The following is a 12,878-nucleotide window of genomic DNA, read 5'->3' on the forward strand; positions in this document are numbered from 1 at the left end:
TCTCCGACATCCGGGTTTCGAAGATGCCCGGCAATGACACAGACCGACATTTCGATGAGCACGCTTCCCGTCCATGCGCCAGCTCTGGTGCGCATCGCCCCTGATGTGCGGGCGCGTTTTTTTGTTCGCCATCTATGGATGCCGCTGACGGGTGTGCTGTTGCTCAGTGCACTGCTGATGGGCGCCGGTGGCGACCAGTGGATTGCCGATGTGCTGTATCGCCTGGAAGGCGGGCAATGGCTGCTCAAGGAGCATTGGTTTACCAGCGGCGTTATGCATCGCGCCGGCAAATGGTTGAGCACAACTGCCGGAGTCTGCGTGTTACTGCTGGCTGTGGCCGCTTGGTTTACTCCACGCAGGCGTGCACTGCGCTGGCCACTGACGTATCTCGCTGCATCGATCGCACTGTCGACCTCGCTGGTGTCGCTCCTTAAATCATGGACAGCGATGGATTGCCCCTGGGATCTGAGCCGTTATGGCGGTACGCAGGCAATGATCGGTTTATTTGAGCCGCGCCATGGCATTGCTGCGTCCGGGTGTTTTCCCGCCGGCCATGCAAGCGCCGGTTATGCGTGGGTGGCACTGTATTTTTGTGCGCTGTCTCTACGTCCCGCATGGCGCTTTACAGGTTTGTTCGCAGGTCTAGTAGCAGGTCTCATTTTCGGTATTGCACAACAACTGCGCGGCGCGCATTTTCTCTCGCACGACCTATGGTCGTTGGCGGTGTGTTGGGTGAGCGCACTGGCACTTTACTGCGTGATGCTGGCTCGGCCGCATCGCGCGCGCGATTCGATGTTGCAATCGGGGGATGCAGCATGAGTACCTGGCTACCGGAGCCGCAAGGGCAAGCGCGCCCGCGTGCGCTGACCTGGAGTACCCGGCCGACCGTATCGACCGAGACACTGGTCCTGCTGTCGAGCCTGTTTTTCGCCCTGGTGTGCAACCAGTTGTTCTGGCGCACGGCGATGGCGACGCATCCAGGCAGCATTGGATTTGCCATCTCGTTGATGGCGCTGCTGCTGGCCGTGCATGCTCTGCTGTTGGGCTTGCTGGTCTGGCGCTGGAATGCGAAACCGCTACTGACGGTGCTGCTGTTCACCACCGCATTGGCTGCGCATTACATGGACAGCTACAACGTCTATCTGGATGCGGACATGCTGCGCAACGTGCTGCATACCGACCACAAGGAATCACGCGAACTGCTCACCCCTGGCTTGATCCTGCCGCTAGTGTGCTACTTCCTGATCCCCACAACGCTGTTGTGGCGCACCCGGTTGCGCGCACGCAGCACCGGCAAGTCGCTGGCGATTCGCGCCGGCTTTCTGCTGCTAGTGGCAGTGGTGGGCGCGGCGGGCACCATGCTGTCGTTCCAGGATATTTCCGCGTTGATGCGCAATCACCGCGAGGTGCGTTACCTGGCCACGCCGATCAATTACATCGTGGCGTTGCGACAGAACCTCAAATCCGATTCGCCGATCAAGCACGTGCCCAAGCAGCCGATCGAACACGATGCAATGGCCACGCCACGTGCTGCCGGCAGCCGCCCCCGTTTGCTGCTGGTGGTCCTGGGCGAAACCGCGCGTGCGCAGAACTGGGGCCTTAATGGTTACGCACGCCAGACCACGCCGGAGCTGGCGCAGGCCGGGGTGATCAACTTCCCGGACATGCATTCGTGCGGCACCAGCACCGAAGTCTCGGTGCCCTGCATGTTCTCGCCGTTTGGCCGGCGCGATTACAACGAAGACATGATCCGCGGCCATCAGTCGCTGCTGCATGTACTCGATCACGCCGGCATTTCCACGCTGTGGCGCGACAACCAGTCTGGCTGCAAGGGCGTGTGCGATGGCCTGGAGCTTCAGAAGCTGGACGATGCCACCACACCTGGATTATGTGCCGATGGCCGCTGCATGGACGAGATTCTACTCAGCGACCTTGCCACACAGGTCCGCGCCAAGCCCGGCGATCGCGTCGTAGTGCTGCATCAACTGGGCAGCCATGGACCAAGTTACTTCGAACGCTATCCGGCGCATTTCGAACGCTTCAAACCGGTGTGTAAAACCGCCGATCTGGGCAGCTGCAGCCGCCAGGACATCGTCAATGCCTACGACAATTCCATCGGCTATACCGACCATTTCCTCAATCAGGCCATCCACACGCTGCGCGGTTTGCAGGACTACGACACCGCGATGATCTACGTCTCCGATCACGGCGAATCACTCGGCGAAAAAGGGCTGTATCTGCATGGCGTGCCGTATGCGATCGCGCCCAAGGAGCAGACCCACGTGCCGATGGTGATGTGGTTCTCTCCGGAGTTCGCGCGCGATCGCGGCCTGGATGAAACCTGCCTGCGTCACCGCGCCGGTCAGTACACCGATCACGATGCCTTGTTCCCCTCGATCCTGGGTCTGATGCAGGTCAAAACTAGTGTCTACGCACGCGAGCGCGATCTGTTTGCACAATGCGCAGGATGAACGCAGTTTCGATATTTCCAAGCGGAACCGGTGAGAAGATCACGCCTGCCGCGTTGGTTCGCGTAGGGATAGACGAGTCCAGAGCCCAAAGCAATGAGTCGAGGGCGCGGTGCCCTCGCCGCTCGCGGGACACGCCGCAAGTACGTCCATGTAGGCTCGGTGGCGGCATCCATGCCGCCACACGGTCCCGCAAGCGGCGAGGACACCGCACCAGAAAGTGAGTCGGCTGCTTGTTGAAAGCCTGCCTGTTGATCTCGTTGCGTTGCGAAGCTGATCGGATGCACAGTTATCCAGACAACGCTTGTCATGCCTTGCTTGCAAACATGCACACCGACCATCTCGACTGGTCCTTGCCCGCTCACCGTCGCGGGACCTTACGCGGCATGGATGCCGCGTAAGAGCCTACATGGACGTACTTGCGGCGTGTCCCGCGACGGTGGGCGGGCAAGGGCCCTGCAGCAAACCCGCAGATCTTCGCTCCACAAGTGACCTATCCAAATTGTCCAAGCACTCCGAGACAACCCATATCTCACTGTCTTATCAGTAGTTGATAAGTAGCTGACAAAACGTCGCGCGCAATGAGCAGGTACGTGTGGACGACACGCTCAGAGTCGCAAGGCCCGCGTGATACATCCCGCACCGAGCACAGGCCGCGCCCGTCTGGCAGTGAGCCAGTAGTTTTGTTGGCTGCTCCAATCGCCACACATGGATTGGCAGCTATCCGCATCGCATGCACGGCGACACCGCTTGCCCTGAGTCGCGGCGCGCTCTAGCCTTCGTCGGACTTCACCGCAAGGACCATCCGTGAATCCTCGTTTGCTTTTGCTGGCATTGACTGTCGCTGCCGGCACCCTGTCGTTGTCGGCCTGCCGCCAGGATGCGGCACCGCCGGCCAAACCCGCCGCCACCAAGGCCGCCCCTGCCGAAAGCGCCGACCAGTTCGTTGCGCGCATCAGCGCCGAATACAAAGCCGCATATCCGGAGCTCACCGCAGCGCAGTGGCTGTCGTCGACCTATATCAATGGCGACTCGCAGTTGCTGGCCGCCAAGGCCAACGAACGCCAGCTGGCGCAGCTGGATCGCTGGATCGAACAATCCAAGCAATACGCCGGCCTGCCGATGTCGGCCGACAGCGCGCGCGCGTTGAAATTACTGACATTGATGAGCGCCCTGCCCGCCCCACACGACCCGACCAAGCTGGCCGAACTAACCCAGATCGCCGCCAAGATGGAAGGCGATTACGGCGCGGCGCGCTACTGCATCGGCGAGGGCGAACAGCGCCGCTGCCGCCAGCTGGGCGAGCTGGAACAGGTACTGGCGCGCAGCCGCGACTACAACGAACAACTCGACGCCTGGCAAGGTTGGCACGCCACCGCGCAACCCATGCGCAAGGATTACCAGCGCTTTGTCGAGCTCGCTAATGAAGGCGCACGCGGGCTCGGTTTTGCCGATGTCGGCGTGCTGTGGCGCAGCGGTTACGACATGCCACCTGCGCAGCTGGCCAGCGAAACCGACCGCCTGTGGGAGCAGGTCAAACCGCTGTACGCGCAACTGCAATGCTACGCACGCGGCAAGCTCGATACGCAGTATGGCAAGGACAAGGGCGAGATCGCCGGCGGCATGTTGCCCGCGCATCTGATGGGCAACATGTGGCAGCAGGACTGGAGCAACCTGTGGGATCTGCTGCAACCGTATCCGGGCGCCGGCAGTCTGGACATCACCGCTGCGCTGGAAAAACAGTACCAGGGCAATCTGAGCGCAGTACTGGCACGCAACGTAGCCAATACCGGCGAAGGCGGTAGCGGCGCACGCTTCCAGGCCGAACGCGAAGCGCAACTGCGCACTGCAAAACAGATGACCGAACGTGCGCAGGAGTTCTACACCTCGCTCGGCATGCCCAAACTTCCCGACACTTATTGGCAACGCTCGCAGTTCATCAAACCGCTGGATCGCGACGTGGTCTGTCACGCCAGCGCGTGGGATATGAACATGGGCGGCGAGGCGAACCAAAACATCGGCGCGGACGTGCGTACCAAGATGTGCATCAACCCGACCGAAGAAGACTTCACCACCATCTATCACGAGCTTGGCCACATCTATTACGACCTGGCTTACAACCCGCTGCCGCCGCTGTTTCAAAATGGCGCCAACGATGGTTTTCACGAAGCGATCGGCGACACCATCGTGCTGGCGATGACGCCCAAGTATCTGCAGTCGATCGGCATGGTGGGCGAACAACAAACCGGCCGCGAGGCGCTGATCAATTCGCAGATGCGCATAGCGCTGAGCAAGGTCGCCTTCCTGCCGTTCGGCTTGATGATCGACCGCTGGCGCTGGGGTGTGTTCGATGGCTCGATCACGCCCGAGCATTACAACCAGGCCTGGTGGGAACTCAAGGCCAAGTACCAGGGCGTCGCGCCGGCAAGCGCGCGCGGCGAAGAGTTCTTCGATGCCGGGGCCAAATACCATGTGCCCGGCAATACGCCGTACACCCGTTATTTTCTTGCGCATATTCTGCAGTTCCAGTTCTACAAGGGCCTGTGCGAAGCCGCCGGCCATCAAGGCCCGCTGTACGAATGCAGCTTTTACGGCAACAAGGACGCCGGGCAGAAATTCTGGTCGATGCTGCAGCGTGGCTCCAGCCAACCCTGGCAGACCACGCTGAAGGAACTCACCGGCAACGACCGCCTGGATGCCGGCCCGATGCTGGAGTATTTCGCACCGATGAACGCGTGGTTGAAGCAGCAGAATCAAGGGCAGCTGTGTGGCTGGCAGGCGACTGCGCCCGCTGCCCCCGCCAACGCGCCTGCGCCTGCGCCTGCTGCGATGCACTGACGCGCCGTTTTCCCTGCGGCGTGCGTCACCTCGGCCGCCGCATAACATTCATTTGATAAACGTACAAAACGCCGGCGATATACTGCGCGCCCGCTGCACAGGCGCAGCATGCAGGACGCATCCAATGAACAACGCCTCCACCGGCCCGGACCAGCAGAACCTGGACCCCAACAAACAGTTCATCGACGACGCGAACGATCGCGCGTTCGACCCGATCTACAGCAGCAAGAACACTGAATACTCGGCAGAACTGGGCAGCAGCACAGTCGCGTTGAACTCGACAGAGCAGTCGGTTAAGTATTCGCAGACCAGCGAGCAGAGCAACGGCAGTAAAACCCAGTCGCTGGGCGAGAGCAGCCTGCGCACCAACAGCGCGCTAGGCCTGGGCAAGATCAGCGATGCCGACGCCAAGACCACCACCTTCAACCTTGAGGCCGACGCGCGCACCGGCCAGCAGCAAAGCCTGCAGACCAAGCTCGGCGACGGCAAGTTGAACATCGAAGCCAGCGTCAGTGCCGGGCAGCGCATGCGCTATTCGCTGACGCTGCCCGGTGTCGACCAGCCTGCAGAGGCTGCCACCCGCATCAATCCGCTGCAGCCGGAAAGCCTACCGATCGGCGCGCGCGCAGTGATGGACACGCAGACCTACACCCAGCGCGATACCTCGGCGAGTCTGCACAAACTCAGCATGCAGAGCGAGATCACCGAAGCCAGCGGCCGCAGCTACCTGATCGAGCGCGTGGACGAGCGCCACGTGCGTGTGGTGACCGGGCCCAACGCAGCCATCGAGGCAGTGAACGCGGTTGGCGTCAAGGTGGGACCGGCGCAGGCCCTGCTTGGGCGTGCCGACGCGCTGGGCCAGTCGCAGGTGCACAGCGCGCAGTTCGACCTCGCCGATCCGCGTGCACTCGCGGCCATGGGCGACTTCGTGCGCGAGGGCAAGATTGCACCGGGCGTGCCGGGCGTCGATGAGCTACAGACGGTGGAGCGGATCAGTTTCAGCTCGCAGCAGCGTCTGCAGCTGGAATTGGGCCCGCTCAGTGCCGATCTGGCCGGCAACCGCAACGAAGGCAGCCAGGTGCGCATCAGCACACCGGGCCAGGACGGCTACACGGTGGTACAACAGCTGCAATACGGCGGCAACGTGCCGCTGACGATCGTGCGCCAGTACGACGGCAACGAGACCGAACGCGTGCAGGAACGCAGCTACCGCTTCGAGATCGACGGCGATGTCGCCGCGCCCGGGCTGATGCAGCGCCTGGGTGGCCGCAACGAGGCCAGCGAGGAAAAGGCGATCGCGCAAAATCTCAACAGCGCGCTGAGCGGCGAGATGGTGGGCACCGGTGCGATCAAGCCGGGGCAGAAGACCACGCTGGCATTCAGCGAGGTGCAGATGCAGGCGCTGATGGAGCAGACCCAGGCCAGCGTCGAGGCCAGCAAGATCGGCGGCAGCTCGCTGAGCTCGCTGGTCGGCGACCGCAACGCCCCGCCGCAGTCGCCCGAACACTTCGCGATCGCAATGGCCCGCAATGTGGGCGGCGAGCCTTATGCGTTCGTCGAGCGGCTGCAGCGCATTGCCGACGGCGCCGATGGAAAATACGACGGCCAGTTGCAGCGCATCGACACCGAAGCGCTGCCGCGCCAGGCGCCTGCGACAACCGCGGCTTCGGATCCGCGCCATCCGGCCAATCCGGACCATGCGCTGCTGAAGCAATGCACCGCAGCGGTAGAGCAACTGGAGACCGCGCGCGGCCGCGTGCCCGATGCGGACAGCGAGCGCCTGGCAATGGGAGCGCTGGTCACCGCGCGCGAGCATGGGCTGAAGCGCGTGGACCATGTGGTGCTCGGCCATGACCCGGCCCAGGGCTTCGTGGTCCAGGGAGCGCTGGATTCGCCTGCGCACCTGCGCGCAAGCTTCGATGCCCAGGCCGCGCAGCAAACACCGCTGGAAAGCAGCGTGCAGCGCTTGCAGGCCGTACAGGCCGAGCAAGACCGCCACGCTCCCGTACGCGAGCAGGCGCCGCAGCAGGAACCGTCGCCGCATGCGCCTTCGCGCTGAGACCTACGGTTATTCCCGAAGACCATCCGGCAGCGCCAGCTGGGCTGCCGGATGCGGCGACAACGAGAGCAACCGCTCCGGCCTGACCCAGCTCGGCGCTGCGTCAGGCGTTGCATCGATGGCTCTGGCCACCTTACAGCTGCACCTCAAGAGGCGACCGTCAGGAGGCCGTCATTGCCTGCATCGATGAGCACACCGGCGCGGGCCCATCGCTGGCCCATCATCCGAACACCCCAGTGCGTACGCCCTCAGTGCGTACGCGTCGGCGCCAGCCTCTGCGAGAACTCGATCCGGAATGCCTCGAAATCCCTGCCGTCGGCGGCGGCTTCGGCATGCGCGGCGTCCTTGAGCGCATCCGAATAGGTCAGCCGCACCGGCGTGCCCTGGCGTTCGTGCAGTTCGGCCGCGCGCATGATCAAGGCCAGGACCTGCGCGGCGCTGGTGCTTTCGCCGGCGATGCGGCCGTCCATGCCAAGCACCCATTCGCCGTCGCGGCGGACAATACCGGCCAATAGCGTGCGTTGCTGGTCGCGCAGTTCGGCATGCGCTTCGATCGGCGATTCGGCAGTGACCTTGGCGGCGGCCTGGTTGCGCTGGCGCTCGGCGGCGCGCTTGCGGGCGTCGCGGCGCAGCTTGGAATCGGTGGACATGCAGGCTCCTGTGAGGTCAGAGGTGGTCGGCCGGCTCCAGAGGCACTGCCTCTGCGGCCTGGCGGCGGCGAAGACGGCGGCCGCTGCGGCGCTCCCAGCGCCAGAATAGCCAGCCCAGCAAGAAAAAACCGGTCATGCCGATCGCCAGATGGCGCGGGTGTTCACTCAGCAGCGGCGACAGCACCCCGGCCACCAGCGTGTTGGTCATCAGCTGGGTGAAGGCCTGCAGCGAAGAGGCCAGGCCGCGCTGATGCGGGTACATGTCCAGCACCGCCAGTGCCAGGATCGGGAAGATCAAGGCCATGCCCATACCGGCCAGGAAGATCGGCAGCACCGCCCACGGCAGGCTGATCTGCGCCACCGACAAGGTGTAGCCAAGATTGGCCAGCGCCGCCACGCCGCAGCAGATGAAGCCGATACGGATCTGCCGCACCGGGTCCATGCTGCCGGCCATGCGCCCGGACAGGAACGAGCCCAGCGTCATGCCGCCGATGGTGGGGATGAACAACCAGGCGAAATCGCCCTCGCCCATGTGCAGGTGGCGCATGATCAACACCGGCGCCGAGGCGATGTACAGAAAAATGCCCGCGAAGTTGAATGCGCCGGCTGCGGCCAGGCGCTGGAAACGCGGGTTGAAGCCGATCCGCACGTAGTCGTGCATCAAGCTGCGCAACTGCAGCGGCGTGCGCGCTTCCAACGGATGGGTCTCCGGCAGCCAAGTCACCGTCGCAATCAGCAGCACCAGCCCGAACGCCACCAGAAACCAGAAAATCAGCGGCCAGCCCGCGCCGCTGAGCAGGATCCAGCCGCCGATGATCGGCGCGATCGCCGGCGCGATGCCGAAGATCATCGACACCTGGCTCATCAGCCGTTGCGCATCCGCACCGTGGAACAGGTCGCGGATCACCGCCCGGCCGACGATCATGCCGACACCGGCCGACAGCCCCTGCAACGCGCGGAACGCCAGCAGCGTGGGAAGATCCTGCGACAGCGCACAGCCCACCGAGCCGGCGATGAACAGCACCAGCCCACCCAGGATCACCCGCTTGCGGCCCCACGCATCGGACAGCGGCCCGTGCGCAATGCTCATCACCCCGTAGGCGAGCAGATAGACGCTGATGGTCTGCTGGATCGCCACCTCGTCCACCGCCAGGCTGCGGCTGAGCCGCGAAAACGCCGGGAAGATGGTGTCGATGGAAAAAGGGCCGAACATCGCCAACCCGGCGAGCAGCAGCGCCATGCGACGGGTGGAAGGCGTGGTGGGGGTCATGCAGGAGTCCGAAACGTGGTGCATCGGGGACACACACCAGCATCCGCGAGTCGCGGCGCCGGGATGAGCATAAGGGCGACGATGATAGGCGCTCGCCGTTGCAAGGTTAAGCGGACCCAAGCACAACAGCCGTGACGCGGCAGGCGCGGCGGGTGCGCCCGGTGGCGTGGACGCACGCTATAATCGGCCCGCAACACGGTGGGAGAAGCGGCACTGCCGCTGCCGAAGGCGCAACAGCCCGTAATCGCTCAGGCCCGATACCATCCGCAGTACAACTCTGGAGAGACCGGCCGATGCCGGCGCCGAAGGGGCACGGAACGCAGGCAGGCCCAGCGCCACGCCGCGTTTTTAAACTCTCAGGCAAAAGGACAGAGGGGCGCGAGGAAGACTCTCGCTGCGACAGGAGGTGATGCGCTGTGCGCGTCACACCGGTCGTGGTGCTTGTCGACCATTCGTCTGCCCCTGCCCCGGATGCCCGCCATGTCCCAGACCACGTCTTCCCTGCGCGACCTCGAACACCACAGCGCGTTCGTCGAACGCCATATCGGCCCCAACGACGCAGAAATCGCACAGATGCTGGGCGTGGTCGGCCACGCCTCGCTGGATGCGCTGACCGACGCCATCGTGCCCGGCAACATCAAGTCGCCTGCAGCGCTGGCGCTGCCCGAGGCGATCACCGAAGAAGAAGCGCTGGCCAAGATCCGCGCCATCGCCAGCAAGAACCAGGTGCAGCGCACGTTTATCGGCCAGGGCTATTACGGCACCCATACGCCCAAGGTGATCCTGCGCAACATCCTGGAAAACCCGGCCTGGTACACCGCATACACGCCGTACCAGGCAGAGATTTCGCAGGGCCGCATGGAAGCGTTGATCAACTTCCAGACCCTGTGCGCCGACCTCACCGGTATGCAGATCGCCAACGCCTCGCTGCTGGACGAAGCCACCGCCGCGGCCGAAGCGATGACGCTGGCCAAGCGCTCGGCCAAGTCCAAATCCGACACCTTCTTCGTGCACGACGCGGTACATCCGCAGACGCTGGAACTGCTGCGCACCCGCGCCGAGCCGCTGGGCATCGTGCTGCGCGTCGGCACTCCGGAAGAAGCGCAGCAGGCCGAGTGCTTCGGCGTGCTGCTGCAGTACCCGGACAGCTTCGGTCACATCGGCGACCACGCCGCATTGGCCGATGCCGTGCATGCGCAAGGCGGATTGGTGGCAGTGGCCACCGACCTGCTCGCACTGACCCTGATCGCCGCGCCCGGCGAATGGGGCGCCGATATCGTGGTCGGTAACTCGCAGCGCTTCGGCGTGCCGTTCGGTTTCGGTGGCCCGCATGCGGCCTTCATGGCCTGCCGCGATGCCTACAAGCGCTCGATGCCGGGCCGGTTGATCGGCGTGTCGATCGATGCCGCCGGCAACCCGGCGTATCGCCTGACCTTGCAGACGCGCGAACAACATATCCGCCGCGAGAAGGCCACCTCCAACATCTGCACCGCGCAGGTGCTGCTGGCGGTGATGGCTTCGATGTACGCCGTCTACCACGGCCCCGAGGGCCTGACCCGCATCGCCCGCCGCACGCATCGTCTGGCCGCGATCCTGGCCGCTGCATTGCGCGGCGCCGGCGTCAACGTGGGCGAGCGTTTCTTCGACACCTTGCACGTCAAGGCGATCGATGCCGATGCCATCCACGCCAAGGCCCGTGCAGCCGGCATCAACCTGCGCGCGATCGACAGCGAAGCGGTCGGCATCAGCCTGGATGAAACCAGCACGCGCGCCGACGTGGTTGCACTGGCCGCGTTGTTCGGCGCGCAGGCAGATGTGGATGCACTCGATGCCGCCACCGCCGATGCGTTGCCGCAAGGGCTGCTGCGCAGCAGCGCCTTCCTGACCCACCCGGTATTCAACACCCACCACAGCGAACACGAACTGCTGCGTTACATGCGCTCGCTGGCTGACAAGGATCTGGCGATGGATCGCACCATGATCCCGCTGGGCAGCTGCACCATGAAGCTCAACGCCACCGCCGAAATGATCCCGGTGACCTGGCCCGAGTTCGGCGCGATCCATCCGCTGGCACCGGCCGAGCAGTCGGCCGGTTATGCGCAGTTGATCGACGAGCTGGAAGCCATGCTGGTCGAGTGCACCGGCTACGACGCGGTGAGCCTGCAGCCCAATTCCGGCGCGCAGGGCGAATACGCCGGCCTGCTGGCGATCCGTGCCTATCACCGCGCGCGTGGTGAAGCACATCGCGATATCTGCCTGATTCCCGAATCCGCGCACGGCACCAACCCGGCTTCCGCGCAGATGTGTGGCATGACGGTCGTCGTGACCAAGTGCGATGCCAATGGCAATGTCGACGTCGAAGATATCCGCGCCAAGGCGGAGAAGTATTCCGAGCGCCTGGCCGCGTTGATGATCACCTACCCGTCCACCCACGGCGTGTTCGAAGAGGACGTGGTGGCGATCTGCGAAGCGGTGCACGCGCACGGCGGCCAGGTCTACACCGACGGCGCCAACATGAATGCCCTGGTCGGTGTGGCCAAGCCCGGCAAGTGGGGCTCGGACGTTTCGCACCTCAACCTGCACAAGACCTTCTGCATTCCGCATGGCGGCGGTGGCCCGGGCGTGGGCCCGTGTGCAGTCAAATCGCATCTGGCACCGTTCCTTCCGAAAACGCTGGGCGGCGAAGGTGACGTCGGCATGGTCAGCGCGGCCAGCTACGGCTCCGCCTCCATCCTGCCGATCAGCTGGATGTACGTGACCATGATGGGCAGTGGCGGTCTGCGCAAGGCGACCCAGGTAGCGTTACTCAATGCCAACTACATCGCCAAGCGTCTCAGCTCCCACTACAAGACGCTGTACACTGGGCGTAATGGGTTGGTTGCGCATGAGTGCATCCTCGACATCCGCCCGCTGGAGAAGACCAGCGGCATCGGCGCCGAAGATATCGCCAAGCGTCTGATCGACTTCGGCTTCCACGCACCGACGTTGAGCTTCCCGGTTGCCGGCACGCTGATGGTGGAACCGACCGAAAGCGAATCGCAGCACGAACTGGACCGCTTCATCGACGCGATGATCCAAATCCGCGAAGAGATCCGCGCCATCGAAGACGGCCGCCTGGACCGCGACGACAACCCGCTCAAGCACGCCCCGCACACCGCAACCCAGGTCTCGGCCAGCGAGTGGACCCACGCCTACCCGCGCGAACTGGCCGCCTTCCCGCTGCCCAGCCTCAAGCAGCAGAAGTACTGGCCGCCGGTGGCGCGCGTGGACAACGTCTACGGCGACAAGAACGTGATGTGCGCCTGCATTCCGGTGGATGCGTACAAGGACGACGTGGAGGCGTAAGCGCTGCCCTTTCGCGTTTACGTGTGGCATTGAAACCCAGCCCAGGGAATCCCGGGCTGGGTTTTTCGTTTTTAGCGGCAGCGGCTGCAGTGAAGTGTTTTAGAGACATCACGCGTTCGAGGCAAGCGCCTGCGCCGTACTCGGCCACAGCTCGGGTCGGGAACATCACACGACGCTAAAACGCACTATCCCGGTCGCCTCGATAGGTGATTGAACGGCGTGGAGGCGTCAGTTGCAGAGCGGATGAT

Annotated in this window: 7 protein-coding genes and 1 riboswitch; of the genes, 5 read left to right on the forward strand and 2 right to left on the reverse strand. The window is 63.9% G+C overall.

Translation table 11 applies throughout. The features are described 5' to 3' along the window. Window positions 1–54: 54 nt before the first annotated feature. From FFY45_RS03335 to FFY45_RS03350, 4 genes are all read left to right on the forward strand, one after another. Entirely contained in the window at window positions 55–819 is a 765-nt protein-coding gene (locus FFY45_RS03335) for a phosphatase PAP2 family protein (RefSeq protein WP_176339657.1), read from the forward strand. Continuing rightward, complete coding sequence (locus tag FFY45_RS03340; RefSeq protein WP_176339412.1) at window positions 816–2,471, forward strand: phosphoethanolamine transferase; 1,656 nt, start codon at window positions 816–818, stop codon at window positions 2,469–2,471. Before FFY45_RS03335 ends, FFY45_RS03340 begins: the two co-directional genes overlap by 4 nt. A gap of 804 nt (window positions 2,472–3,275) precedes the next feature. Next, window positions 3,276–5,306, forward strand: a complete 2,031-nt coding sequence (locus FFY45_RS03345; RefSeq protein WP_176339413.1) for a M2 family metallopeptidase — start codon at window positions 3,276–3,278, stop codon at window positions 5,304–5,306. 124 nt (window positions 5,307–5,430) lie between these two features. Continuing rightward, window positions 5,431–7,365 (forward strand): XVIPCD domain-containing protein, encoded by a 1,935-nt coding sequence (locus FFY45_RS03350; RefSeq protein ID WP_176339414.1) that lies wholly within the window; start codon window positions 5,431–5,433, stop codon window positions 7,363–7,365. Window positions 7,366–7,613: 248 nt separating this feature from the next. Here the strand turns inward: FFY45_RS03350 and FFY45_RS03355 are convergent, their stop codons facing one another. Continuing rightward, entirely contained in the window at window positions 7,614–8,015 is a 402-nt protein-coding gene (locus FFY45_RS03355; protein WP_176339415.1) for a hypothetical protein, read from the reverse strand. Window positions 8,016–8,031: 16 nt separating this feature from the next. Beyond that, window positions 8,032–9,285: a multidrug effflux MFS transporter gene (locus FFY45_RS03360; protein ID WP_176339416.1), complete on the reverse strand. Its 1,254-nt coding sequence runs from the start codon at window positions 9,283–9,285 to the stop codon at window positions 8,032–8,034. A 267-nt stretch (window positions 9,286–9,552) separates the two neighbouring features. After that, a riboswitch (glycine riboswitch) is annotated at window positions 9,553–9,667 on the forward strand. Window positions 9,668–9,756: 89 nt separating this feature from the next. On the opposite strand from FFY45_RS03360, the gene gcvP reads away from it, so the two are divergent. Then, window positions 9,757–12,630 carry an aminomethyl-transferring glycine dehydrogenase gene (gcvP, locus tag FFY45_RS03365; RefSeq protein WP_176339417.1) on the forward strand — a complete coding sequence of 958 codons (2,874 nt, stop codon included), beginning with the start codon at window positions 9,757–9,759 and terminating at the stop codon, window positions 12,628–12,630. Window positions 12,631–12,878 lie beyond the last annotated feature (248 nt).

The sequence above is a fragment of the Xanthomonas hortorum genome (assembly GCF_011305375.1).
GTDB classification, from domain to species: Bacteria; Pseudomonadota; Gammaproteobacteria; order Xanthomonadales; family Xanthomonadaceae; genus Xanthomonas; species Xanthomonas hortorum_E.